At 40.0% G+C, this 26,649-nt stretch carries 23 protein-coding genes; 14 read left to right on the top strand and 9 right to left on the bottom strand.

The window, feature by feature from the left end; all coding sequences use genetic code 11:
• The first annotated feature begins 82 nt into the window (after positions 1-82).
• Positions 83-2,641, top strand: a complete 2,559-nt coding sequence (locus V7K69_RS31555; RefSeq protein ID WP_335041995.1) for a HEAT repeat domain-containing protein — start codon at positions 83-85, stop codon at positions 2,639-2,641.
• A complete protein-coding gene (locus tag V7K69_RS31550) occupies positions 2,638-3,537 on the top strand; it encodes a HEAT repeat domain-containing protein (RefSeq protein ID WP_335041993.1) in 900 nt (299 codons plus the stop codon). Before V7K69_RS31555 ends, V7K69_RS31550 begins: the two co-directional genes overlap by 4 nt.
• A gap of 40 nt (positions 3,538-3,577) precedes the next feature.
• On the opposite strand, the gene V7K69_RS31545 is transcribed toward V7K69_RS31550, so the two are convergent.
• From V7K69_RS31545 to V7K69_RS31535, 3 genes are all read right to left on the bottom strand, one after another.
• Complete coding sequence (locus tag V7K69_RS31545; RefSeq protein ID WP_335041991.1) at positions 3,578-4,909, bottom strand: reverse transcriptase family protein; 1,332 nt, start codon at positions 4,907-4,909, stop codon at positions 3,578-3,580.
• 252 nt (positions 4,910-5,161) lie between these two features.
• On the bottom strand, positions 5,162-5,626 hold the full coding sequence (locus V7K69_RS31540) for an HNH endonuclease (RefSeq protein ID WP_335041989.1): 465 nt from the start codon (positions 5,624-5,626) through the stop codon (positions 5,162-5,164).
• A gap of 3 nt (positions 5,627-5,629) precedes the next feature.
• A complete protein-coding gene (locus tag V7K69_RS31535) occupies positions 5,630-5,908 on the bottom strand; it encodes a hypothetical protein (protein ID WP_335041987.1) in 279 nt (92 codons plus the stop codon).
• A 204-nt stretch (positions 5,909-6,112) separates the two neighbouring features.
• Between V7K69_RS31535 and V7K69_RS31530 the strand changes: the two genes are divergently transcribed.
• Positions 6,113-9,463 carry an AAA domain-containing protein gene (locus V7K69_RS31530; RefSeq protein ID WP_335041985.1) on the top strand — a complete coding sequence of 1,117 codons (3,351 nt, stop codon included), beginning with the start codon at positions 6,113-6,115 and terminating at the stop codon, positions 9,461-9,463.
• Between the two features lie 10 nt (positions 9,464-9,473).
• Here V7K69_RS31530 and V7K69_RS31525 read toward each other — a convergent pair whose 3' ends face one another.
• On the bottom strand, positions 9,474-10,709 hold the full coding sequence (locus tag V7K69_RS31525; RefSeq protein ID WP_335041982.1) for an SUMF1/EgtB/PvdO family nonheme iron enzyme: 1,236 nt from the start codon (positions 10,707-10,709) through the stop codon (positions 9,474-9,476).
• Positions 10,710-10,891: 182 nt separating this feature from the next.
• Here V7K69_RS31525 and V7K69_RS31520 point away from each other — a divergent pair, with 182 nt between their 5' ends.
• From V7K69_RS31520 to V7K69_RS31500, 5 genes are all read left to right on the top strand, one after another.
• A complete protein-coding gene (locus V7K69_RS31520; RefSeq protein ID WP_335041980.1) occupies positions 10,892-11,065 on the top strand; it encodes a hypothetical protein in 174 nt (57 codons plus the stop codon).
• A gap of 64 nt (positions 11,066-11,129) precedes the next feature.
• Positions 11,130-11,840 (top strand): HsdM family class I SAM-dependent methyltransferase, encoded by a 711-nt coding sequence (locus V7K69_RS31515; protein ID WP_335041997.1) that lies wholly within the window; start codon positions 11,130-11,132, stop codon positions 11,838-11,840.
• A complete protein-coding gene (locus V7K69_RS31510) occupies positions 11,837-12,607 on the top strand; it encodes a restriction endonuclease subunit S (protein WP_335041978.1) in 771 nt (256 codons plus the stop codon). Before V7K69_RS31515 ends, V7K69_RS31510 begins: the two co-directional genes overlap by 4 nt.
• The gene (locus tag V7K69_RS31505) at positions 12,598-12,897 is read left to right on the top strand and encodes a type II toxin-antitoxin system HigB family toxin (protein WP_335041976.1); all 300 of its coding nucleotides are present in this window, start codon (positions 12,598-12,600) and stop codon (positions 12,895-12,897) included. Before V7K69_RS31510 ends, V7K69_RS31505 begins: the two co-directional genes overlap by 10 nt.
• On the top strand, positions 12,881-13,282 hold the full coding sequence (locus tag V7K69_RS31500; RefSeq protein WP_335041973.1) for a helix-turn-helix domain-containing protein: 402 nt from the start codon (positions 12,881-12,883) through the stop codon (positions 13,280-13,282). The genes V7K69_RS31505 and V7K69_RS31500 overlap by 17 nt, the downstream gene beginning before the upstream one ends.
• Before the next feature lie 380 nt (positions 13,283-13,662).
• Here the strand turns inward: V7K69_RS31500 and V7K69_RS31495 are convergent, their stop codons facing one another.
• Together V7K69_RS31495 and V7K69_RS31490 are read right to left on the bottom strand one after the other, a co-directional pair.
• Positions 13,663-14,262, bottom strand: a complete 600-nt coding sequence (locus V7K69_RS31495) for a Uma2 family endonuclease (RefSeq protein ID WP_335041971.1) — start codon at positions 14,260-14,262, stop codon at positions 13,663-13,665.
• Positions 14,263-14,358: 96 nt separating this feature from the next.
• A complete protein-coding gene (locus V7K69_RS31490; RefSeq protein ID WP_335041969.1) occupies positions 14,359-14,544 on the bottom strand; it encodes a hypothetical protein in 186 nt (61 codons plus the stop codon).
• A 122-nt stretch (positions 14,545-14,666) separates the two neighbouring features.
• Here V7K69_RS31490 and V7K69_RS31485 point away from each other — a divergent pair, with 122 nt between their 5' ends.
• Positions 14,667-15,863, top strand: a complete 1,197-nt coding sequence (locus tag V7K69_RS31485; protein WP_335041966.1) for an acyl-CoA dehydrogenase family protein — start codon at positions 14,667-14,669, stop codon at positions 15,861-15,863.
• A gap of 196 nt (positions 15,864-16,059) precedes the next feature.
• On the top strand, positions 16,060-17,298 hold the full coding sequence (locus V7K69_RS31480) for a glutathione S-transferase family protein (protein WP_335041964.1): 1,239 nt from the start codon (positions 16,060-16,062) through the stop codon (positions 17,296-17,298).
• On the opposite strand, the gene V7K69_RS31475 is transcribed toward V7K69_RS31480, so the two are convergent.
• A complete protein-coding gene (locus tag V7K69_RS31475; protein WP_335041962.1) occupies positions 17,291-18,187 on the bottom strand; it encodes a LysR family transcriptional regulator in 897 nt (298 codons plus the stop codon). The genes V7K69_RS31480 and V7K69_RS31475 overlap by 8 nt on opposite strands.
• 105 nt (positions 18,188-18,292) lie before the next feature.
• On the opposite strand from V7K69_RS31475, the gene ilvD reads away from it, so the two are divergent.
• Positions 18,293-19,981 (top strand): dihydroxy-acid dehydratase, encoded by a 1,689-nt coding sequence (ilvD, locus tag V7K69_RS31470; RefSeq protein WP_335041960.1) that lies wholly within the window; start codon positions 18,293-18,295, stop codon positions 19,979-19,981.
• Positions 19,982-20,079: 98 nt separating this feature from the next.
• Complete coding sequence (locus tag V7K69_RS31465) at positions 20,080-20,529, top strand: VOC family protein (protein WP_334807691.1); 450 nt, start codon at positions 20,080-20,082, stop codon at positions 20,527-20,529.
• A gap of 321 nt (positions 20,530-20,850) precedes the next feature.
• On the opposite strand, the gene V7K69_RS31460 is transcribed toward V7K69_RS31465, so the two are convergent.
• Positions 20,851-21,270 carry a hypothetical protein gene (locus V7K69_RS31460; protein WP_335041957.1) on the bottom strand — a complete coding sequence of 140 codons (420 nt, stop codon included), beginning with the start codon at positions 21,268-21,270 and terminating at the stop codon, positions 20,851-20,853.
• 565 nt (positions 21,271-21,835) lie between these two features.
• On the opposite strand from V7K69_RS31460, the gene zwf reads away from it, so the two are divergent.
• On the top strand, positions 21,836-23,215 hold the full coding sequence (gene zwf / locus V7K69_RS31455; protein WP_335041955.1) for a glucose-6-phosphate dehydrogenase: 1,380 nt from the start codon (positions 21,836-21,838) through the stop codon (positions 23,213-23,215).
• 234 nt (positions 23,216-23,449) lie between these two features.
• Here the strand turns inward: zwf and V7K69_RS31450 are convergent, their stop codons facing one another.
• Positions 23,450-25,084, bottom strand: a complete 1,635-nt coding sequence (locus V7K69_RS31450; RefSeq protein WP_335041953.1) for an alpha-D-glucose phosphate-specific phosphoglucomutase — start codon at positions 25,082-25,084, stop codon at positions 23,450-23,452.
• A gap of 469 nt (positions 25,085-25,553) precedes the next feature.
• Here V7K69_RS31450 and V7K69_RS31445 point away from each other — a divergent pair, with 469 nt between their 5' ends.
• Complete coding sequence (locus tag V7K69_RS31445; protein WP_335041951.1) at positions 25,554-26,315, top strand: SGNH/GDSL hydrolase family protein; 762 nt, start codon at positions 25,554-25,556, stop codon at positions 26,313-26,315.
• The last annotated feature ends 334 nt before the right edge of the window (positions 26,316-26,649 follow it).

The raw sequence follows: 26,649 nt of genomic DNA, 5'->3' as shown, positions 1-26,649 counted from the left end.
TCCGTAGGCGAGGCAGTTTTCATCCATGCCTCTTAATCTACCACCTCAGTAACCCATTTTTGACTGTAGCGTTTCTTATCGTGTGAACGGTTACACAATATCTAATGCCGAGCAAGCACGTCAGGAAATAGAAAATGGGCAGAACATAGAAGATATTGTATTTCCACTATATTTAAAGCTTGCAGATTTAGCCGATAGTCCTAAAGATGAAGAAGTTTTTGACAGTATTTCTCGAATTATACAGCGCGATTATCCCAATACAGCACCAATAAATTTAGTACTATTGCAGCAAAAGTTGAAACTGGGGCAATGTCTCTTGCTATTAGATGGACTTGATGAAGTTTTAGCAGAACAGCGTATTTATCTATCACAAAAACTGAATCGTTTTGCTAACAATTATCCTGGTCAGATTATTGGCACTTCCCGAATAGTAGGCTACCACAGTGGGACGCTTATAAATGGGGTAAAAGAAGTGGAAATTGTTCCGTTTGACCTGCAAAAGACGGGGCAGTATATCAAAAAATGGTTTAACAATAGCAATACTGTATCAGAACTGATGCGGGAGTTGTACAAAAAACCTCAAATTCGCAGTTTAGCCCAAAATCCACTGTTGTTATCGTTGATTTGTAGTTTGTACCAAGAAACAGGTGTCCAGCTTCCTACACGACGTTGCCAGGTATATGAAATGGTAGTGGATTATATGCTGGGAAATTGGTGTAGTGATAACAGTAGGCAAATACCTGATAGTAGTTGGATAGCAGCCAAACAAGATTTATTAGGAGAAATTGCCTATCAATTTAGCTGTGAGAGGAAAGATATATTTACGATACAAGACCTCCGCATCAAAATCGAAAAATATCTTAAAAATCCCTCTATATCAACAGATTTTATAAATAAAAATACTTCCCAACTCATAGCAGAATTATCTCAACAAGATGGCATATTGCAAAACTTGAGCCGGGATAACAAAAAATATCTTTTTGTGCATCGAACATTCCAAGAATACTTCACAGCTTTGCACTTAAAGCATTTAATTGAAACAGACATTAACAGAGGTATTTCTCTAGTAAAAACAAACTTGTATAAATATGAATGGCATGAGACATTAAGCCTATTAGCAGGATTATTAGATAATCCAATTCCTCTACTCAAAGCTATCTCTCTAGAAAAAGACGATATTTTTCATAGTCTTCTACTGCTATCAGGTGAATGTATTGCCGAATGCAAGGAGCAATCTTATCCCTTCATGCAAAAAATTCTTGAAGAAATTTATGAACTATGGCAATCTCGTCCATATATATTTTTTATTACTGTAGTTGTCGAAAGAATTGCTTATACAAACAACATAATGCAAGAAAAATTATTAAATATAGCATTAAAGCACAATTCGTCAGAGGTCAGATGTGAGGCAGTAAAAATCTTAGAAAAAACAGCTAATTCACAAGTTGTAGAAGCTTTTAGGGAAACCATTAATGATAAGGATATTTCTGTCAGGTTTTGGAGTGCTTTAAGTTTAGGATGTATTGAAGAAGAAACAGCAATCAAAGCTTGCGTTATACAAGCAATAAATGAAAATAATCCTAATGTAATAAAAGCAATTTTTACATCTTTTAAAATAAATCAAAGTCCCAAAATAATCATAAAAATACTTAAAAAATACCTCAAATATATAAATAAATTAAGTTTTCAAATATTTATATGGAAATTTCAAGATTATGTTATACAATGTTGCATTAATTACGAATATAGAGAATATTATATAAATGATTTCTATAGAATCCATAATTTCAACATTATTAATTTGTTACTAGAATGCTCTAGTTTTTTACATAGTATTTTTATGAAAGAAACTATAGTTCTATTTGGAGAGATTGGTGATAATGATGTAGTTGATTGCTTAATACAAGTATTAGAACCATTAGAAGATAAATTTAAACAATGGTTATCAACAATATTAGAAATCAGAAATGATTCACTAGGGATTTTTCTAGATAATCAACATTATTATGATGATGAAATATACAATGTATTAACTCAAAAAATAATTCAAGAGTTAAGGAAGACTGATACTCAGGAAATAATTAACCAGGCAATTAAAGAAATTGATTTACGGTGTGTTGAAGTCAGGAAAAAAGCCATTATTTCTTTAGGGCAGATTGGTAATGCAAAAGCAATAAATATATTGAATAGAGCCATTCATGATTTAGATGATAAAGTCAGAGTGGAAGCTGCTATAGCTTTAATAAAAATTAACAGTTTACAAGCTTTTGAAACATTAAAACAAGTTGCCAATAATTCATCTAACATTAAAAGGGAAGTGATAATGGCTCTGGGTAAGACGAATATACCCCAAGCAATTGAGTTACTTACTCAATTTATCGAAGACCAGGATAGGGACATCCGATGGCATGCTGTCACTGCTCTTGGAGAAATTGGCAATTCTCAATCTGTGAAAATTTTAATTGGCTATCTCAACCATTCAGATAATGATGTCAGAAGAGAAGCTTTTGCAGCTTTGGCAGAAATCAGCACTCCAGAGGTGATTGAGTGTTTAATTCATGCTCTTAAACAAAAAAGCATGAAGATAAAAAGTGGGTTGCAGCAGCATTTGGAAAAATTAAATGGTCTGCTCAAGAATTGAAGCACTATAAGAATGTAGAAGTAGTTGAGAGCTTAATTGATAGTCTTAATGATTCTGACAGTTATGTTAGACGATGGATTGCTGTTGCCTTGGGTAAGATTCGCCATCCTCATGCAGTTAAAGCGTTAATACTTGCTTTAGATGATCCGGATGCTACAGTTAGAAAATATGTGGCGATCGCATTAGGTCGAATCTCTCATCCTACAGCAGTCATGGCATTGGCGAGTAAAATCCAAGATAAAGATAATTCAGTTAGAGAACAAGCAGTATTAGCTTTAGAAAAAATTGGCGATCCGAGAGCTACAAAAGCCTTAATTTCAGCATTAACGTCTCCAGATAACTATTTCAAAATGCTTGCTGCTGCAATTCTCGGAAAAATACAGTGGAATATACATATCATTAGGCTAATTTTAAAAAAAATTTATTTTTCTAATTTAAAAAAATCTGATTCTGTACTCTTATTTTCAGACATAATCAGCAAGCTAGATCCTTCAGACAACAGCATAAGATGTAGGGCAGCAACAGCATTGGGAGAAATAGGTAGTCCTGAAGCGGTTAAATTCTTAATTATATCGCTTGTTGATCCAAATAGTGATGTTAGAGGACGAGCAGCAGCAGCTTTGGGAAAAATTCGATGTTCTAAATCGATTACAGCTTTAATCCAAGCTCTAAGCCATCCAGATGCAGCAGTCCAACAAGAAGCTATAGCAGCACTCAAACATATTGGTACTTCAAAGGTTCTAAAAAGTCTTGTGCAGTCTTTTACAATAGACCTTGATGATCCTGATATTTACACGTTGGCAAGAATACTAGCAGTTAGAGTTAGTATGACCCAAGAGCATGATAAATTAATTCCACTTTACCCACGAAAAGACAAATTTATTGATACACCATAGCATAATAAAAATTTTAAAAATTTTTATTTAACCTTAGTAATCAACATTTATATTTTTCTTTTATAATACCTATCTGGTCTCGAAATTTAGCTCCTTTTTGGGGGTCAACCATGTAAACAAAATTTGCAAAACCTTGAATTGAAGACATAACATCTGTTGAGTTACCCCAGAACTTACCTTCTAAACCATCTTTCTCAATTTGATAAAGAGTTGCACGAAAACGTTTCAACTTCTCTCTCGAAATACTAGGTTTGCTGTTGACTACAATCCCAGTAACCTCTAATCTATTAGATTTACGCATAATTCGGGTTTTATCTCTATTAATTTCAAACCCTTCATGCTTTACAATCCCCTCTGTATGCCTTAAAACTTTTCCTATATTGCATACACTCTCATTAGACGCAGAAAAGGTTAAGTCATCAGCATAGCGCGTATAACGAAATCCAAAACGTTCAGTCATCTGAGTCAATCTTCGATCGAGACGGCGACATATTAGATTCGTAATCATAGGGCTAGTTGGCGCACCCTGCGGTAGATAACTACGATGATTTACAAATGTGACAGTACAAAGTAACGCAAAGATTGTTGATGCTGACTCTGAATATCCAAAAGACCTAAAAAGACCTTTTACACGTCTATAAGAGATAGAATGAAAAAAGTCTTTAATATCTACATTAATAATTACATCTGCCCCGACATGAGGCTCTGCATTCGTTACAATTGAGCGGCGTTTACCAAATTTTGGATACTGAATTAGTTCAGGCAAAGCAATTGCATAGATTATTAATTTCAATATCAATCTAAATTTATAAAAGATACTGATATATTTTGTATTTAAAACTTGTGTTATGAAAAATTTTATATTTATTTTATGTTTTTCTTTTATTATTTCGCTGTTACGAAAACCGTGAGCAGCATCATGAAGAGAAGGCTCAAGCTTTTTTAAAACGTTTTTTAGAATCCAATACTGTACATTCTTTAAATTTTGAGTTGGGGCAGAAATTATTCTTTCTCCACCTGTCTTTTTCGGGATAGAAAAACAAATATAATGGTGCTTTGTGGCTGCATCTTGCTTAGGCGAAAAAACTAATAATCGTAAATCTGCTAAATCAACATTTATTAACTTCGATATTTCTCTGAAAGAGTTACATTGAGGTAAACAATATTTCTCTAATAATTTCTCCTTTCCTTGTTTATTTCTCGTATTTTTACCTTGTAATTGTTTTTGGCGATACCAATAATCATTTTCTAAATCGTTTGCTTCCCGCCACCACCTATTTAGTTGTTGCTCTATGTCTTCATCAATTTCATAGCTGTCGTCAGAAGACTCACCTTGATTAACTGACATTTGTTTACCTTTTTTCAATTTCATTTACTACTTTTGTTCAAATAAAGTAATAAACAAATTAAGTTTTAATCAAAATTAAAAGAGGGTTGAGCATCACATTTATGAGGTTACACCTTCGTGAAGATCAAGTTCACCGATAAGAAATTGAGATTTAACTTTATACATGGATGGCGATCCACCACCCAGATTGCAAAGTGATTTTACCTACAATGTGATGCACATTACCCTCATCTGTAGTATAACAAGCAGAAACGAAAGCATCTGTAAAGCTATTTCCTATCCGCCTTGCTCAAATTTTGCTTGTATTGGATCATCCATTGGTGGATGCCGACCAATTTCTTTATCAGCTTCACGAATATTGATTACCCTTTCCCGGTTCAAAGTTAATGCGGTGACTGTCGCTCGTCCTGTAGCTGTCAAACCCTCAATTAACAGTCCATCGGCAGACCAAATAAAATGCTCACTCCAGTTACACTGTCGTGGATTAAATAATGAAACTTCTTCTCCAGATAGAGGATCAGTTGCTGTTAGGCGATTTGTCTTTCTGCGATTGCAGTGAAAGCAAGCTAACGCCAGATTTTCTAAATTATCTGTTCCACCTAATGACAAGGGTATAACATGGTCTACCGTGAACTGTACATACTGCCATTGTTCAGAGGCATGGCAATACTCACATAGGTACTTGGCGCATTGACGTACCTGCTTTTGGGTGGCTTCAGGGATTTTACTACGAGAGGACACAATTTACGATGCTGACTGAGTTGACGCAAGGGATAAATTACGAATTGTACGATTGACAAAGCTTAAATAATCATCAATTTCTTCGTAGCAATCAAGTTCTTGTTCTTCTTCTGTACTCAGTGAAGTTGCTTGCTGTTTTGCCAATAGTTCTTCAATGCGACTTTGGACAGTGCTGGATGCCCGAAAAACTGGAATACCTTCCTCTGAATCAATCCGCACTGCACCATCAATGGGTAGCTTTGTTAGCAGACAGGATAGTTTCGGTGGCTGAGAGATGCTCATGGCAGTGCCAGAAAGTTAATCGATGAGTAGTTTGATTTTAGCTCAAAGGTGCGTAGGCGTAGCCCGTTGTAAACATTGCTTGCTGATTTAAGCATTTTAACCAAATTGTATAAGTTTAAACATTTTTTGTGTAACAAATTACCTTAGCATCTAAGTAAAGGGATAATGCAACGCTAAAGCCAGTACAGCAACTTGGAGGTAGTTTTGAACGTAGCTAGTAAGGTAGATGCTATTCTCAACGCTTGGTTAGACTACATTAATTTAGATGAATACAGTAAAGCCAGGGTTGAAACCAACAGCGATAAAGTCAAACAGCGTGGTGTAAAGCTAGTACGTGACCATTTATTAATTGAGCAAGCCACGTTTTCAGAATTACAGCAAAAAGTTAAGCAAAGCCAAAATACCATACAAGAGGCAGTATGGGTTTTATCATTTCCCCAAGTTTTAGATGTAGAAAAGGGAAAATCTTATCTTTGTCCTCTGTTTAGCTTAGACGTTACATCTATCCTCAAGGGGGAGTATCAAGCACAAGGGTGGAACTTAGATAGTTTAATACTAATAGAAGCTGGAGACAACTTAGCCACCTTTCTGGGATTGGATGATGAACAGTGTGAAAAATTGATTACTCAAGATGGGCTACGAAGTTTTCTGGAAACTACTTTTAAGCTAACATTTGATAGCTATCAGAATTGGATGGAACAGGTTGTTATTCCCCGTCGCTCTCGTGAACAAATTCAACGTCAGCCTTATTTATTTGAGTTTACAGGGGCTGCATATAATTATAATCTCCGGCAAGACTTAAAAGAGATTAAATCAGGCTCGAAAAATTGCTCAAAAGGACATCCTGCTTTTGAATACTTGTTTGGTGAACCTAAGTCTGAAAAAGAAGAAGTTATCTACATGGGAGTTTTCCCAACTCACGCACCGACTAATTCACAATCAAAAGCACTCAAACACGCTCAAAGTGAACCGATAACAGCTGTACAAGGCCCACCTGGTTCGGGTAAAACTACTCTGATTCTTCATGTTATTGCTCAACAGGTAGTTAAACGCGCACTCAATTTAATTGAAATTGGTCAGAATATCAATAACCTAACGGTAGTTAGTAGCACGAATAATAAAGCAGTTGATAACGTCATTGAAAAGCTAGATGATTTTTTTCAAGATGAGTTATTTTATCTCAAAGGTGGAAATAAAGATAATATTGAATCAGCCAATGGAGCTATTGCAAAATTACGGCAAGCTATTGATTTTTTACAAAAGAATCAATTTGATGAGCAACTAAATAATTTATTAAAACGAAAAATTCAACAGATTAAAGAGGAATTATTAGCAGAAGAGTCTAGATATTTAAAATTAAGCCAAAAGTGGGATTTAGATAAACAAAGATATAAACATCTTTCACAACAGATTCAAACGCTGCAACAGAATTTAGACGAAATTCTCTCAACCTTAATTCCTTTTCAGCAACGAGCCAGACATTTATCACAGTACAATCAACTACCAATACAAGCGTATAACATCATAGAAAAGCATTTTAACAAGGCTGAATCACTTCTATCTGAAAGCAGATTAAATTGGTGGGTTCGCTTTTGGCGTTGGCTAACTGGGAAAACGGAAGAACGTATTTTGCGTGAGCTAAATTCAGCTTGTAAATCAGCTATAGAACAAACATCTACAACTATTTTCCCTATAGAACAACCTACCAATCGCGCTGATTTAATTCAAAAAGCAGGCTTAGTTAGAGAAAGAATAAATGAAGCAGGTGAGTTAAAAAATGTACAAAAAAGATTACAGGAAAAATATAAAGACAGAGACCAGATAAATCAGCAAAGGGAAGACGCTTTTAAGGAATTCCAGTTATTAGAGATTAGCTTGGCTAATCCACCAGAAAATTTTTATACCTCATTTCACCAGAAATTCCATGACAAGCAAAAAGACCTATTTAAGGTATCACGTGATTTTCTTATTCAACAAGCACTCTACAACAAACATAACATCAAACCAACTCTAGAAATTTATTGTAGTCTTATTTCAGGAGATTGGAAGTCGAAATATAAGATTGCGGAAAACCTAGATGAGCATATTAAAAACCTCAGCTTGATTTTTCCGGTAATCACTTGCACATTACTTTCAATCCGCAAAATGATTCCTTTGATTGAGGAATGTGTTGACCGCACAATCATAGACGAAGCGGGAATGATTGACCAGCATAAGGCTTTTGCGTTATTAGTGCGATCGCGTAAAGCTATCATTGTTGGTGATCCTCTACAAATTGAACCTATTATTACTTTGAGCGATCAAAGACGCGAAGATTATCGCCAAACAGCGTTTATTAATAGAGGATTAACTGACATTGATTACCATCGTTATAGTCCAGAAGAAGAGTATAGTGCTACGGCTTATCACCGCGCTGCTGGAGCAAGTGGAGAAGGAGAAGATAAAGGTAAAGGAATTATTTTGAAAGAACATTACCGTTGTCAGCCTAGTATTATTCAATATTGCAATGCTATTGCTGACTATGATTTAGAAATCAAAACAGAACCAGTGAATTCTTTAGTAGAGTCACACTTAATTGCTTATGATGTTGAAGGTAAGATTCGCAATAATGTTAATGAGGAAGAAGTTACTGCTGTATGTGAGATAATTGAGCATTTAGTTAAACAAGGTTACTCAGTAGAAGATATAGGTGTTATTTCACCTTTTAAAGTTCATGCTGCTGCCTTGAGAGAAAAATTAACAAAAAAATTCTCTCAATTAGACTCAAAATCTGTTGGCACAGTTCACACTTTTCAAGGTTCTGAGAAAAAAGTCATTATCCTATCTACAAAAGTATGTCAACCGCAAGATAATGTTTACTGGATTAACAAACGACCAAATCTTTTAAATGTTGCTGTATCAAGAGCTAAAGAATTATTTATTTTAGTTGGTAATCTTTACAGACTAGAAAAAGGAAACCTGACTCGGCAACTTGTTGAACATATTCGAGAGTATGGAGTTATATTAGAGTATAAAACAGCAGCAGAAATTCCTAAAGCAGAACCTGGTACTATTCCGGTTTATGATTGCGATCATTTAAGAATTTTTAGAGAAGCTATCGACCAAGCAGAGGAAGAATTGATAATTGTCACGCCTTGGATTAGGGGAAGTGAATCAAAACTGTTTGGTAAAGAGGTTGTTTCAGTTTTAGAAAGAAGAGTTAAAGTAACATTAGTTTACGGAAATAAAGGTAACGAGGAGAATGATAATAATGATCCCACAATTGAGAATAAGCTGAGACATTTATTCTCACAATATCCAGGTTCACAATTAATTCGCTTAGGAGAAGGAAAACATATAGAAAGTAGAGGAACAAATGAAAGAATTTTGGTACGTGATACGAAACTGGCTATTATAGGAACTTGGAATTGGCTTTCTCACCCTTACAGAGCGCAATGTGGCAGGACATCGTTAAATATTAAACCTCAAATTCGCCAAGAAACAAGTGTACAATTTTCTGATTTATCGTCTATTGAGAGTATAAAAGCAAAAATTTATCAATTAATTTCACAATAGTCAAAAATTTTTAGATCAAAGAGCAGACAACCCGGAATCCAATTTGCTTGTCCTTTGTGGTTGCAGCTTCAGAAAAGCGAGATGTAGAACGACATAAATTTGCAGGATGACCCCAAGAACCACCACGCAAAATTCTATATTCTTCATTTCCATCATCTACCCATGCACTGCCATCTAATGGTGCGTCTTGATAGTCATCGTGTTCATAATCAGCACACCACTCCCAAACATTACCGTGCATATCGTATAAGCCAAAAGTATTAGCTGGAAAACTACCAACTTCTGTTGTACATTGGCGATTAATGCTATTTATATTGTCATTTTTACCGCAATAATTGGCTAATTTATCTGTAATTATTTGACCAAAATGGAATGGCATTGAAGTTCTAGCACTACAAGCATATTCCCACTCAGCTTCACTGGGTAAGCGATATTGCCTTCCTGTTTCCTGCGACAGTCGCTCACAAAACTCTAGTGCATCGTACCAAGAAACTCGTTCTACAGGTAAATTATCGCCGTTAAAACAGGATGGGTCAGGTTTGAGGTGGTTTATTTTTGGGAGGTTTGCAATAGCTCTCCACTGTCTTTGGGTAACAGGATATCTACCCATAAAGAAGGGTTTTATATTAACTAAATGTTGAGGACGTTCATTTTCTTGTGATGCTTCTTCCTCTCGTGATGCACCCATTGGAAAATTACCACCTGGAATGGAAACTATTTCCAGTACAACACTATTTCCTAAATCTTCTACAAAATACTCAGCTTGTGTACGGTAACGCTTTGTTTCTTTTCCTTTATGATCTACAGTTACAACTTCAAACTCGAAAATATTAAGCTCTGAGGGTGGTGGGCTAACTTGCTTATGTGAATTAGTGTTGACTAAAAACTTTTTAGTTGGGGTTTGAGGAGAAAAATTAGACGAAATAGAAACTTGGTTTTCCTGGAGAAATTTTTGTAACTGGCGAAGAATTGTCTTTGTTTCTTCGTCGATACCTTGGTAGGTGATGCGATCGCCAATATGAATATTATTTCCTTCAGGAAGGTTAACAATGTAATTTGCTAACTGTACCTGACTTGTACCATTAACTGTACTCAGACAGTGCCTTAGTAAATTGATATCGTTATCATTTCGACTACCATCAAGGATACGGTCAAGTATTTTTACTAACTCATCAGACGAAGGAAACTCTGGCATAATTGGCAAATTATTTGCCAGTAGCACTGTTGCACTTGGCAGAATAGCCATGATACCAGAGCGTTCAAATTTCGGCAATCTTACGCTTTAAAATTTCAATGTCGGCAATATTATGCTTGAAAGCGTTGTTTTTAGGTGGAAGCAGGCTTACAAAAGAATTAGCATTTCCGGTTTGTCTGCGGCAAGGTTATGCTTTAACGAGCGGCAAAGATATACTTGAAATCACATAAATTGTGACTTTACCCATAACTTTGCCGCAACGGCAAGCTTATGGTTCCAATAGGGGGCGGCAAAGTTATGCTTCCAATTTTCCAGGTGTAGAGAAAGAAGCCAACTTACTCTGCCCTTTTAGGTTAAAAAATTCCGATCGCGGAATTAAACGTGCTAAGTATATTTGTTTGGGCTAGGGGAAAAAATAACAGATTCTCTGGTTGTCAAAACAGTTAATATGTAAACTTTACTGAAAAAAAGATACCGGGAATTGCTGCGAAAACTAAAGCAGTCAGCAATGCAAATTACCTCTGGATTCAGTATTTTTACAGCTATTTAAATGAGCGAGGTAGAGCCGGGTTTGTGATGGCGAGTTCGGCATCGGATGTGGGGCATGTGGAAAAGGAGATTCGAGAGGAGTTAATCGCTACTCAAGCGGTGGATATGATTATCTCGATTGGGACGAACTTTTTTTACACAAAATCGCTACCTTGTACTTTGTGGTTTTTTGACAAGGGAAAACCAGCAGAACGCCAAGACAAGGTGTTGATGATTGATGCGCGGAATGTTTCCCGGGTAGTGACGCGCAAAATCCGTGATTTTAGTGAAGAACAACTCCAGAATATCACTGCGATCGCTTGGTTGTATCGCGGTCAGCAGGAACGTTATTTAGGGTTGGTGGGGGAATATTTAAATAAGACGCGCCAAGAAGCAGCGACTATTGCAGGTGTGTTGACACAGTTAGAGTCACCGTTAGTTAAGTTGACGCAATTGTTGCAGACTTTTAGCGATCGTCTTGGGGCTTCGCTTCCTTTATTAAAGGATTTACCCGAAGTTGAGGGATTAGTTGCTGAAGATATCGCCAATCAGAATATAGAGACTTTCCGCGCTACTTTGTCTGAGTTGGAAGCGGGAATTCAAGAATTGACTGCGGCGAGTATTGCGGCGAATTTTGAGGATTTATTTGGATGAGTTGGTCTAAAAGTCGGCTAAGTAATCACTTTGAAATTAAGCATGGATATGCTTTTAAAGGCGAATATTTTGCTAATTCTGGACGATACATTGTTCTGACTCCTGGCAACTTTTATGAAGAAGGAGGTTTTAAGGAGCGTAAGAATGAAAAGTATTACTCGGTTGATCATCCAGTCGAATTTATCTTAAAAAAAGGTGATTTAATTGTTGCGATGATTGAGCAAGGAGAAGGATTACTTGGTAGTTCGGCTATAGTACCTAATGATGATAAATATCTGCATAATCAACGGTTAGGATTGATAGTTAATCTTAATGAGAAAACGTTAAGTAAGAATTTCCTATACTACCTTTTCAATACACGCGCAGTTCGTAATTCTATAATAGCTACAGCAACAGGAATAAAAGTAAAGCATACTGCACCAAATAGAATTCTAAGTATTGAAGTTCCCCTTCCCCCACTTGCAACTCAACAACGCATAGCTGACATTCTCTCAACCTACGATCGCTTCATCGACAACAACAACCGCCGAATAGCACTGCTGGAAGAGTCCATCCACCTGCTGTATAAGGAATGGTTTGTGCGATCGCGCTTCCCTGGCTACGAGTCGGTGAAGGTAGTTGATGGTATTCCAGAGGGGTGGCAAATTACTACATTATCAAAAATAGCAAAAGTAAATGAACAGAGTATTAGTAAAAAAACTCCCCTGAACAAATACAATACATTGATATTTCATCATTTTATAATAACTGAATTAGGATGCACATAATTAGTCGTAAAAAACTTCGGGAATTTTGGGAAGCACACCCTGATTCCTACGAAGCTTTAAATAATTGGTACAAATTTGCTAGTAAAGCAAAATGGACTAATTTAATCGAGGTTCAAACAGTATATAATACGGCAGAATCAGTAAGTAATTTTACAGTTTTTAATATCAAGGGCAATACATATCGCCTCGTAGTAGATATCATATATACTGACCAGACAATTTTTGTAAAATATATTTTAACTCACGCCGAATATGATAAAGAGAAGTGGAAAAATGACCCTTACTTTTAATCCAGAGACTTACGCCCTTTTACTAGCTAAGTATCAACCAAAAGTAATCACAAATGACACAGAAAACGAACAAGCAATAATCATAGCCGAAGAACTAGCACACCGAACAAATCGAACATCTGAAGAATCGGCTTTATATAACTTGTTGATTGCTTTAATAGAAAAATATGAAGATGAAAAATACCCGATGGGTGAGACAACCCCATTATCAATGCTTCTCCATTTAATCGAAGCTCGAAATTTAAAACAAACTGATTTAATCGGTGTAATCGGTTCGAGTAGTGTTGTGTCTGAAATTTTCAACGGTAAGCAACAGATTAGTAAAGCACAAGCGAAAGCATTAGGTGAATTTTTCCAAGTTGATGCTGAGTTGTTTATACATTAATTATTGTTCAGGCGTAGGCGTAGGTTGGGTTTTGTTCCTCAACCCAACATTATCAAGACTTTCATTCAGAAACAAGTACTTTCGTGCAAAACACAAGTGCTTTCGTTCAGAACACAAGTGCTTTCGTTCAGAACACAAGTGCTTTCGTTCAGAACACGAGGGCTTTCGTTCAGAACACGAGGACTTTCGTTCAGAACACGAGGGCTTTCGTTCAGAACACGAGGGCTTTCGTTCAGAACACGAGGGCTTTCGTTCAGAACACAAGTCAATACGGTTCGGATAAGGTTTTTTGCTCTGGTGTAACACTTCGTGAATGCGAGCGATCGCACCAAAAAGGAATTACAGTCTGCCCCTGACAAAGAGCTTTATTTACCTACTACCTATTCCCTAATGATGTCTGTTGGGGTTTCTGGGGTGAGGGTTAAACCGCGATAGACTTGTTCAATGGGGAAATTGAGGTTAATGCTTTTGAGTTCGATTTTATCGCCTACTTTGTAGTTGATAATCAACCAGTCGCCTGCGTCGTTTTTGTGATAAAGGTCGATTTCGATGCTGGTAGAACTGACTAGTAGGTAATCGATTAAAGCTGGGTTTTGGCGGTACATTCGGAATTTGCCACCGCGATCGTAGGCTTCGGTGCTTGCGGAGAGGACTTCGACGATTAAGCAGGGGTAGGTAATATATTGGGTGGTGGTTTTATCGCGATCATCGCAGGTAACGCTGGCATCTGGGTAGGTATAGTTATTACTGCCAAAGATATTGACTTTGACATCAGAATTTCCGGTGATGCAACCTGTATTTTCTAAGTGGCTGTCGAACATGGCGGTGAAGCGGATAGCGATACGACCGTGATTGACACTGCCGCCGCTCATGGCGTAAACTTCGCCGTTGATATACTCGTGCTTTTCTAGTTGGGTTGTTTCCCAGGCAAAGTACTCGTCTGGGGTGAGGTGGGGGGCGTTATCTTTGGCTGCGATCATTGTGGGGAAACTCCTGGATTGGATGACTCGCACACTTTCATATAGAAAAATCTCTGCTGCACTTTATTTTACACAAATAGATTTATCCGTAATGCCCTACTCTTCGTCTAACAATGCTTGTTCATCAAGGAAGGTTTGTAGCCGGATCTCATAATCTTCATAGTACAGTTTATATAATGCTTGGCTATAAAGTAGCTTTCCGTCTAAGGGAAACTCTTCATCTAGCAAATCATTGAATTCTGGATTATCTTCATATCTAAATTCTGTTTTCTTTAATTTCAAAATCTTCTTTTGACTTTTTTCTAAGGCAAAACTGAAAAATGAAGATATGAAGTCCTATATTAAGTTTGCAGGAACATCAATTTTTTGTGGGATGAGAGTAAAGTGAGCTGTAAGGAGTATTTATGTCACAGTTGGAGCAAGCACAACCAGACACCTTTGTAACCAAAAGCTTAGAAATCCCCAATATTTTCGACCAGGTTGATTCTCTAGCTAAAGACTTTGCCACCCGTGCAGGCGCACACGATAAAGAGGGTTCCTTTCCCTTCGAGAATTTTACAGCTTTGTCTGAGGCAAAATTACTCAGCCTCACCATTCCCCGTGAATTAGGTGGTGAGGGTTTAGGGCTATCAACTATCTGCCGAGTCATTGAAGGGATAGCACGTGGCGATGCTTCAACTGCGCTAGTACTGACAATGCACTATCTCCAACACGCCAATGCAGCCCGTAGCCGTCGCTGGCATCCAGAAGTATATAAAAGGTTGTGTCGTGAATCCATTGAAGGCATTGCTCTGATCAATGCCGCCCGTGTTGAACCAGAGTTAGGAACCCCAGCTAGAGGCGGATTACCTGCCACAATTGCCGAACGGACAACAGAGGGTTGGCGTTTGACAGGCCACAAGCAATACACTACGGGTAGTCCCATCCTCAGCTACTTTGTGGTTTGGGCGCGGACAACTGAAGATGAACCACAAGTTGGCAATTTTTTGGTTCCGCGCGATTTGCCGGGTTTACAAATTGTCGAAACCTGGGATCACTTGGGGATGAGAGCTACAGGCAGCCACGATCTGATTTTGGAGAATGTATTAATTCCCTTAGAGTACGCCCTGAATATCAGTCCCATATCTGCTGCGCCATCACTTGATCCACTGATTTCCACTTGGGGCAGTTTGACAGTGAGCGCTTTATATCTCGGTGTGGCTACCAGTGCGCGAGACTGGCTGGTTAAATATCTTTGGGAGCGATCGCCTTCTAATCTCAAAGAACCGCTAGCAACTCTGCCACGCTTCCAAACTGCCGTGGGTGAAATAGAAGCACTGCTATTTGCTAACAATAGATTAATTTATAGTTTGGCTCAAGATATTGATCGGGGCGAGTACGATCCTAACGTCGGATTACAGGCACAAGCTGTTAAATACCTTTCTACAACTAACTCGATTCGTGCTGTGGAGATTGCCTTGGAACTAACTGGTAATCCTGGTATGTTAAAAAGAAATCCTTTAGAGCGGCACTACCGTGACGTTCTGTGCAGCCGTATCCATACACCACAAAACGATGTTATTTGTCAGTCATTAGGGAAGTCGGCACTGAAAGTCAAGTAATCCAGGAGTGAGGCAGCAATTCTGATTATGAGAATTGCTGTAGAGTTTGAGGTATACCAGATGATTTCAACTTTTTCTTCAAGGAGAAGTGGAAAGAATTCATGGGCGAACCTATCGGTTAAATTAAGCCTTGGTGTAATTGAAAATATTGTAGAGTATAGAATTACCCTAAGTGTTGTCCTACGCAACTCACCCTATGACTACCGCACCCTTAAGCTGGGAAGAACTAGAAGCCCTAACGGACTATCAAATAGATCCCGTTAATGGTCTTACCAATGCTAAAGCCCGGTTGCGCTTGTTTGGTCAGCCAGAATCTGATGTGCGGGTAACGCTGTACCGCGATAACCATGCCTGGTGTCCTTACTGTCAAAAAGTTTGGTTATGGTTAGAGGAAAAACAGATCCCCTACCGCATCGAAAAAGTGACAATGTTCTGCTACGGGGAGAAAGAAAGTTGGTACAAACGTAAGGTACCGTCAGGAATGCTCCCTGCGATCGAGCTAGATGGACGGATTATTAAGGAAAGCGATGACATTTTGATCGCTTTGGAAAAGGTTTTTGGTTCATTAAACCAAGGGATGGAAGACCCCACGGTGCTGACTCTACGTCAATTAGAACGACTTTTATTTAGAGCCTGGTGCGTTTGGCTGTGTTCTAAAGCCGGTTCCTCTCAACAAGAACAACGCAACCGAGAACAATTTATCGCAGTGGTGGCTAAGGTTGAAGAGGCTCTGGGTCGCACTCCAAGCCCTTACTTTTTAGATAGCTTCGGCACCGTCGATGTCATTTTTACGCCATATCTCGAACGGATGAATGCGAGCCTTTACTACTACAAGGGCTACTCTCTGCGATCATCGCAAAACCCCCGCTTGAGCGCATGGTTTGCGGCAATGGAAAGCCGACCGACCTACTGCGGTACCCAAAGCGACTTTCACACCCACGCACATGATTTGCCACCCCAGATGGGGGGCTGTTGGGAAAACGGCGAAACCCAGATGCTTCTCAATAAAGCGCAGGTGGATAATGGCCCCTGGTTTGGGCTACCAGATGTTGCTTATCCAGAACCCGAAAACTCCCGCATGGAAGCTCTTAAGCGAACCATCGAGCATCGCATCAATATTATCCGAGTCAACCCCTTAGATGATAAATTGTTTGATCAAGCGCTACGTTGTGCTTTAACACACATGATGACAGGTGAAGACTGTGTACCTCCATCGGGAGCTGATGTCGCTCTCCGATATTTGCGCGATCGCATTAATGTACCGCGAGATATGTCCATCTATGCAGCCAAGCGATTGAGGGAATCCCTGGAAAAAACCGCAGCCCTTGCGGGTGATGGGCAGCCAGACCCCATTCCCACTAAGCATCGACGAGATCAAGACCCGTCTAACTTTGTAAGCAGGGGAGGCAGGGGAAGAGAAAATAATTTTAACTGATTAATTTACCACAGACACTTCTGACAATTAGTAGAAACTCCCGTAAAACAGGTGTCATATCTTCTTGTCGCCACACTACAGCCGTTTCTACTAATGGTGTTTTTTCTTCTAAAGTGCGATAAACTACACCAGCCCTTTGAAGATTTTGCAAAGAAGACGGTGCGATCGCAATCCCCATTCCCGCAGACACTAGTCCGATGATTGTCTGCATTTGGATTGCTTCTTGAGTTACTTTTGGGCTGAAATTTCCTTGCTGGCAAAGACTCACGATTTGATCGTAAAGTCCGGGGCCCAAATGGCGAGGGAACATAATAAAATTTTCGTCTTTTAGCTCGCGCACTGAAATATTTTCTTGTCTGGCTAAGAAATGAGTTTCTAGCAAAGCTAAAATTAGTCCTTCTTGCTGAATACATTCTTGATTGAGAGTGTTGTCTTCTAAAGGTGGATGGGCAAAACCTACATGGATGCGGCGATTGAATAGCGCTTGTTCTTGCTGAGTTGTCGTTAATTCTTGCAATACTAACTCCACCTCTATAAACTGTTCTCGAAACCGCCGCAAAATCACAGGCAGCAAATCGTAAGTTACCAAGCTGGTGAAACCTACTCGTAGTAGTCCTTTCTCACCCCTACCTGTCCGTTGAGTCAGATCAATTGCCTTGGACAGTTGAGCGAACAACTGATAAGCTTCTTGCAAAAATACTTGTCCGGCTTCCGTTAGCTGCACCTGTCGTTTGGTTTTGCGTTGAAAAAGTTCTACTCCTAGTTCTGCTTCTAGCTGCTGAATTTGCTGGCTTAAGGGCGGTTGAGCAATGTGAAGTCGCTCTGCGGCTCTACTAAAATGCAGTTCTTCAGCTACAGCAATGAAGTAGCGCAGGTGTCGCAGTTCCATAGTTTTGATATTTTATAAGTCTCAAATATTCATAAATATATATTGGACATCAGAAAAATTGCTATTTATGATACTCATACATAAAAGTCATAGGATGATGTAACTATGTCAGAGAATTTGAGAAGCCAAGTAGTAACGCAAGGAGTGCAGCGATCGCCAAATCGAGCAATGCTGCGTGCAGTTGGTTTTAAAGATGAAGATTTCAACAAAGCCATTGTCGGTATAGCCAACGGTTACAGCACCATCACCCCCTGTAATATGGGGATAAATCAACTGGCACAAAGGGCAGAAGTTGGGATAAAGTCTGCCGGGGCAATGCCGCAAGTATTTGGCACAATTACCATCAGTGACGGGATTTCGATGGGAACTGAAGGGATGAAATATTCCCTAGTGTCGCGGGAAGTCATCGCTGATTCCATTGAAACCGCCTGTACTGGACAAAGTATGGATGGTGTACTGGCGATTGGCGGTTGTGATAAAAATATGCCAGGGGCAATGCTAGCGATCGCTCGGATGAATATCCCGGCAATATTCGTTTACGGTGGTACAATTAAACCTGGTCACTACAACGGACGCGATTTAACCGTTGTCAGTTCTTTTGAAGCAGTTGGTCAATACAGTGCTGGAAAAATTGACGAAAAGGAATTATTAGAAGTTGAGAGTCGCGCTTGTCCTGGCGCTGGTTCCTGTGGAGGAATGTTCACGGCTAACACAATGTCTTCAGCATTTGAAGCCCTGGGAATGAGTTTGCCCTATTCTTCAACAATGGCAGCAGAAGATGCCGAAAAAGCCGACAGCACAGAAAAATCGGCTTATGCGTTAGTCGAAGCCATCAAAAAACAAATCTTACCCCGGCAAATTATCACCCGCAAATCTATAGAGAATGCTATCTCTGTGATTATGGCGGTGGGTGGTTCGACAAATGCCGTATTGCATTTTTTAGCGATCGCCCGCGCTGCTAATGTAGACTTAACTCTGGATGACTTTGAAACAATTCGCGCTCGTGTTCCGGTTTTATGTGATTTAAAACCAAGTGGTAAATATGTCGCTACAGATTTGCATAAAGCTGGTGGCATTCCCCAAGTCATGAAGATGCTACTTGTGCATGACTTATTACACGGTGATTGCCTTACCATTAGCGGTCAAACCATTGCAGAGATATTAGCAGACATCCCCGAAGAACCATTTGCCAATCAAGATGTGATTCGGACTTGGGATAACCCAATGTATCCTCAAGGACACTTAGCCATCCTCAGAGGTAATTTGGCAACGGAAGGGGCTGTTGCTAAAATTACTGGCGTGAAAAAGCCTGTAATTACTGGGCCTGCAAGGGTGTTTGAATCAGAAGAAGCCTCTTTAGATGCAATTTTAGCGGGTAAGATTCAAGCTGGTGATATTTTGGTTATCCGCTACGAAGGGCCCAAGGGTGGCCCTGGAATGCGAGAAATGTTGGCTCCGACTTCGGCAATTATCGGGGCTGGTTTGGGTGATGCGGTGGGGTTAATTACCGACGGACGCTTTTCTGGCGGTACTTATGGCATGGTAGTTGGTCACGTTGCTCCAGAAGCAGCAGTTGGTGGTGCGATCGCCCTTGTAGAAGAAGGCGATAGTATTACGATTGATGCACCTGCACGCCTCTTGCAGTTGAATATCTCTGAATCAGAATTGGCCCGTCGTCGTGCTAACTGGCAACCTCCGGCTCCGCGTTACACCAAAGGCGTATTGGCGAAATATGCCAAATTAGTATCTTCTAGCAGTCTTGGGGCTGTAACCGATTTGGATTTGTTCAAATGATATATAGATCGGGTAATTGATACAGAGTTTTAAGATTGCAGAAAATGTAGTTAGCCTAAACTACAATACATTTGTACTAACTTATCTCTGCAACAATTATGGCAGTTAAACCTATTCCATCCGGTTATCATACTGTTACACCGTATCTTTTTGTCGAAGGGGCAGCAACCTTAATCGAGTTTCTCAAACAGGGATTTGCAGCTAAGGAAATTCGTCGTACCCTACATCCAGAAGGTAGCATCATGAATGCTGAAGTCAAAATTGGCGACTCAGTAATAATGGTGAGCGAAGCAAGGTGTGAATTTAAGCCGATGCCAAGTTCCATTTACCTATATGTTGAGAATACGGACACAACTTATGACAATGCTCTCAAAGCGGGTGCTACCTCAATGATGCAGCCAAATGATGAATTTTGGGGCGATCGCCATGCGGCTGTGAAAGACCCAAACGGAAATTATTGGTGGATTGCGACTCATCAAGAGGATGTTTCATCCGAAGAGATCGAACAACGAATTAAAGTCTTGTTTGACAGCAAAGAAGAAGTCTAACTTGGCATCCTAACTAGGTAAGTATGACTTGAACAAGAAAGTGGACAACCTCTCCCTTTCTTGTTCAAATCACAACAGAATTAAGAGACTCCTTAGTTCAATCAAGCCTTAATCGTTAGGGCAAATGTATCTAATGTTTACTCCAGGGTCGCTTGAATATTTAGCTGAAACCGCAATTCATCTCACACTCCCCTCCGGGTGAGATGTGATATGAATTGCGGGTGAAATACAACAACAGTCCTCTGAACAATTTTCCCCATAGGGAGAACAGGACATGGAGGAAACGAACTCTCATTAATCTTCTGGTTGTTGCTGATCTTCTTATCTTCTTCTGGGTCTTCTATCTAATAAATTAACCGCAGCACCAGCAGCAGCACCATTGACACCATTTTTCCAGGTAGTTCTACAACCACCAGAAATTGCACCTGCCAATACACCAGCACCAGCACCTACAGCGATATCTTGAACAGGTAAACGTCCGTTTCTTCTTCTGGCTCTGTTGCTTCTTGCACCATTGGCAGCATTAACAGCAGCACCAGCAGCAGCACCTTTAAAAGCATTGTCTAATACGGAACCACAATTTGTTACAACTCCACTTAATACACCTGCCCCGGCTCCAATGGCTGCATTATTAATAACTCGGTCATCAGCAGAAGCAGGTTGAACCGGGATTAAGCTAGTACCAGCTAAAGTAGCAGCCATCAAGCCAGGTAGGAATGCGCGTTTTAGCAGATATTGCATGGTAGTACCCTCTAAAAATCTTACGATTGGTGAACAATCAAATTTCAGTGCGATCGCTAATCCTCATATTTTTAATTTTTAGACAATAGCAATGTTATCTAAAAATAAAGGTATTTGGATAATTACACACACTAAAACGTAATTTTAGCCCAAAGCCTGTTGTATTTACTGAGTGGACAATAATTAAACTGACACATTAACTAAAAAACAGTAAACCAAAAGTTTTTCCTCAAAGAGCGATCGCTCTGCTAGGTGGAGCTTAGTCTTCTGAAATCCTCTTGCCTATTGCCTATTGCCTACCTACGCAAGTGATTATGGCTACGACACGCTGCGCGAACAGTAATCAAACCGGATTCCTATATCTACCGGAGTGTTATTTTTAATATTTTTGAGAATTTGCAAGGATTTTTCATTTAAAATCCCAAATTGGTATGATTTATTTTTCGGAAATCCCTGAGTATAATTCTGATCAGTGTCGCGCTTTCTGATACCAATTGCAAAAGAATCTACAAGCAAGAATTCAGAAGTCACAACTTTAAAAAGCTAATTCTTAGAGAGGTTAGTCATGGGAACTCCTGATTCAGACGCACTGGTATTTTTTGGGGCAACAGGTGACTTGGCCTACAAGAAAATCTTCCCCAGCCTTCAGGCAATGGTACGGCGAGGCAATCTTAATGTCCCAGTAATTGGGGTTGCCGGACGACCTTGGACAACGGATCAACTTAGGGAAAGGGCACGTGATAGCCTAGAACATAATGGTGGTATAGATCAAGCCGCATTTGAGAAACTTTCTGGTCTACTCCAGTATGTTGCTGGCGACTACAACAAACCAGAAACTTACGAAAAATTACGTCAAACCCTTGGTGATGCCACTCATCCCCTGTACTATTTGGCAATTCCACCGAGCTTGTTTGCACAAGTAGTGTCAGGATTGGGTGAATCAGGCTGTGCTAAAAATGCGCGGGTGGTAATTGAAAAACCATTTGGACGGGATTTGGAATCAGCACGGGAGTTAAATCAAATTCTGGCATCAGTTTTTCCTGAAACATCCATTTATCGTATCGACCATTACCTGGGCAAAGAACCACTGCTGAACTTACTCTATTTTCGGTTTGGCAACTCTTTTCTTGAACCTATCTGGAATCGCAACTATGTTGAAAGCATCCAGATTGTGATGGCAGAGGACTTTGGCATTCAAGGGAGGGGGCGCTTCTATGAAGAGACTGGTGCAATTCGGGATGTGGTGCAAAACCACATGCTGCAAGTATTAGCTTCAGTGTGCATGGATGCCCCCGCCAGTACTGCTGGCGATTCCATTCGAGATGAAAAAGAACGTATTCTCAAAGCTATACCTTCACTGCAACCTGATGATATTATTCGCGGTCAATTTTCTGATTACCGCAACGAAGAAGGCGTTTCTTCTGACTCCCAAGTAGAAACATTTGTTGCCGTGCGGTTATTTATTAATACGTGGCGGTGGTCAGGAGTTCCCATCTACATCCGGGCTGGGAAGAAATTACCTGTTAAAACTACTGAGGTGATGGTTAAACTCAAGTGTCCACCTTTAAATGTGTTCCAGGAGGAAAGAAAAGAAAACGCTAATTATGTTCGTTTTTTACTAGATCCAGAGGTAATTGTGGCATTGGGCGCTCGCACTAAAATCCCTGGAGAAGATATGAGCGGCTCTGCGGTTGAACTCCTGGCTTTTTACGGAGGTGGCGACGAGATGGAACCCTATGAGCGTCTATTGGGTGATGCCATGCGGGGCGATCCTACCTTGTTTGTACGCGAAGATACGGTAGAAGAGGAATGGCGGATTGTCCAGCCAATTCTTGATAACGTCACACCCGTTTACGAGTATGAGCCAAATACATGGGGCCCACCTGAGTCAGATAAACTGCTCTTGCCAAGGGATCAGTGGTATAATCCCTTAGGTAGAGAGTAGGATATATTACAATACGGTTCGTTAAGGGCTAATGGCAAAAATTTTGGGTTTTTGAGACGCGATCGCCTGAGATGCGATAAATCGCCGTCTCTACAAGTGTTTTGGTCTTATCTTAACTGTATTGGGATATACAATATAATATCGGGGCTTCACCAATTAATGGCAATGGTAAGCAAGTTAGTAGTAAGAACTTTTGTCTTTACTACTAACTTCAAAACTAGGGGGAGCAAAGTATTAGGTAATCACGGTTGGCTGTTCCCGTCCTGTCAGTTCGCGGATCTGGGCGATCTCCTGGACAATAGTGATTAAAGAAGCAAGTGCTTGCTGTGGATCAAGGTCATGTTTGGCGGGTTCTGGCTCGTAGCTTTCTAGATAAACTCTTAGGGTTGCACCTTGAGTCCCCGTACCGGAAAGTCGCACTACAATGCGGGAGCCATCGGTAAAGCCAATACGAACACCCTGTTGCTCGCTAATGCTACCATCAACAGGGTCGGTATAACTAAAGTCATCACTGTATTCAACTTGATAGTTACCGAATTGCTTGCCTTTAAGATTTGGCAATAAAGAACGCAGTCTTTGTATTAAAGTGTTGCCTTGCTCTGTCTGTATCTCTTCATAGTCATGGCGGGAGTAATAATTGCGTCCATAAGTCTGCCAGTGTTCCCGTACAATCTGCTCAACAGATTGTTGACGGACTGCTAAGATATTGAGCCAAAACAGCACAGCCCATAGTCCATCTTTTTCGCGGATATGGTTAGAACCAGTACCAAAACTTTCTTCACCGCACAGAGTTGCTTTACCTGCGTCTAAGAGATTACCGAAAAACTTCCAGCCAGTGGGTGTTTCGTAAGATTCAATCCCAATCTGAGCAGCAACTCGATCTACTGCTTGACTAGTAGGCATCGATCGCGCTACCCCAGCTAAACCCTCACTATAACCAGGGACTAGCTTGGCGTTTGCGGCCAACACTGCAAGACTATCGCTAGGGGTAACAAAGAACTTACGCCCTAAGATCATATTGCGATCGCCATCTCCATCAAAAGCCGCCCCAAAGTCTGGCGCATTCTCTCCGTACAAAATATCCACCAAATCATGAGCATAAACAAGATTTGGGTCAGGATGTCCGCCCCCAAAGTCTTCCAGAGGTATACCATTTTGCACAGTTCCCACTGGTGCGTCCAAACGTTGCTCAAAAATGGCATGGGCATAAGGGCCAGCCACTGCGTGTAAAGCATCAATGCTGAACCGAAAATTTCCTTTTGTCAACAGTTGCTGAATCCGTTCAAAATCAAACAGGGACTCCATTAACTCTTGATAATCCTGTACGGAGTCAATTACCTCAACTACCGTCTCTCCCAAATGTGACTCACCTAAAGTTTCTAAATCTACATCTGGTGCTTCCAGAATTTGGTAGCTATCAATGACTTTACTGCGATCGTAAATCGCCTCTGTCACCTTTTCCGGTGCTGGGCCACCATTGCTAATGTTATATTTCACACCAAAGTCACCATTTGGCCCGCCCGGATTATGGCTAGCAGACAAGATGATGCCACCAATAGCTTGATACTTGCGAATAATCGCGGAAGTCGCAGGAGTAGACAAAATTCCCCGTTGCCCAACTTTAATCCGCCCAATGCCATTAGCCGCAGCCATTTTCAAAATGATTTGAATAGCTTGGCGATTGTAATAACGACCATCACCACCCAATACTAAAGTTTGAAAGTGCAAGTCCCCTACAGAATCGAAGATCGATTGGATAAAATTTTCCAGGTAGTGGGGCTGCTGAAAAACCTTAACTGATTTCCGCAGCCCAGAAGTACCAGGTTTTTGGTCGCTTAAGGGAGTAGTAGAGACTTTACGTATGTTCATAGATACTGTTTATTTAACAAGGCATTTTCTTTTTACAGCTTTACATAAGTTTGTTACAAAAAATTGCCACGTATCATGTACTGAATGGCAGGCTTGACATCCTCCCAGCACTGACTCGGAGTACCGAATGCAGTGGGGGATTCCAATAAGCAATTCTTGGGTTTCCTCTTTTCCCTAGTGCAACCGTAAATAGCTACGCCTACGCATTGTGGGCAAAACACAACATCCTGGCATTAAAACAATTAGCAAAATCCACACCTGAAAGTATCCGGTTTTGCTCACTAGCGCTCAAGTTAGCTTGTTAAGTTAGAGAAGCGGTCAATTGCAAGCTCAATCTTTAGTCACAAAAATAACCATCAACATCTGTAGTCTTTAGGGTTTGCAGAAAACTTTAATGCAAAGAAAAAAGTAGCTTTTAACAACAGGACTTGCTCTCCTAATTTTTATCATGGTTGTAGCGGCAAAATTTATGGATAAAGCTCATCCCATCACAGAACTCTACGTATTTGGAGACAGTCTTTCAGATACAGGGATGGTATTCCGGGCGACAGGAGGAATGTACCCACCTAACCCAACTTACTTTCAAGGGCGTTACTCGAATGGTCGGGTTTGGATTGAGTATCTTGCCGAAAGCCTCCATTTTTCCCTCAAACAAACTCACAATTTTGCTTATGGAGGAGCAACTACTGGCAATGTTGGCAACAGTTATGTACCTAGCTTGCTAAATCAAGTGCAATCGTTTACGCAGACACATCAACAGACGAATTCAGATGCTTTATATGTGCTGTGGGCAGGAGCAAATGATTATTTGCAAGGAGTAAGCAGTGCAACTATTCCTGTTAAAAATGTGACGACGGCAATCAACTCTCTAACTGATGTGGGTGTTAAGAAGATTCTGGTAGGAAATTTACCAGATTTAGGACAGTTACCTGCTACTAGAAACAGTCCAAATTCTGTGAGCCTCAGTGTATTAACACAAGCACATAATCAAAGCTTGAGGCGATCGCTAAAGGTACTAAGTCAACAGCATTCCGCTCTGGAGATTGTGCAATTAGATGCCAACGCCCTATATCGAGATGCGATGTCTGCGACGGGCTACGCCAACGCAAATCCAGCAGCCTTTAACTTTACCAATGTCATTAGTCCATGTCTATCTGGCATAGGCGATGCCAGCCGCAGGCATCGCACGTACAAACGCAGCTATATAGTAGCGAAGCCTCTGCTTGGGTGAAAACAGCAAAAAAGAGATAGTATATTTTTGGAATTAGACTGCGAATAAAGCGCTTTAAAGCTAGTATTGCAATTCAAGAGCCTTGCGCTTGCTGTAATCTATTGAATTAGAAAACATATATTTGTCCGAGTTTTACAGGCTGATTTTGGACAATAATTCTTTAAAACTGGTTTCAACTCTGGACAATAATTCTTTAAAACTGATTTGATTGCTGAAAGCCCCGAAAATACGTAACTTATGCCCCTGAACTTAGAAAAAATGGACATTAATTCTTTAAAACTGACAATAATTATTTAATGTACAAATGGTGTCCGTTAAATAATTATTGTCCATT

The sequence above is a fragment of the Nostoc sp. genome (assembly GCF_036917775.1).
In the GTDB taxonomy this organism is placed as follows: domain Bacteria; phylum Cyanobacteriota; class Cyanobacteriia; order Cyanobacteriales; family Nostocaceae; genus Nostoc.
The sequence above is the reverse complement of the archived record's forward strand: the minus strand, read 5'-3'. Positions and strand labels throughout refer to the sequence as shown.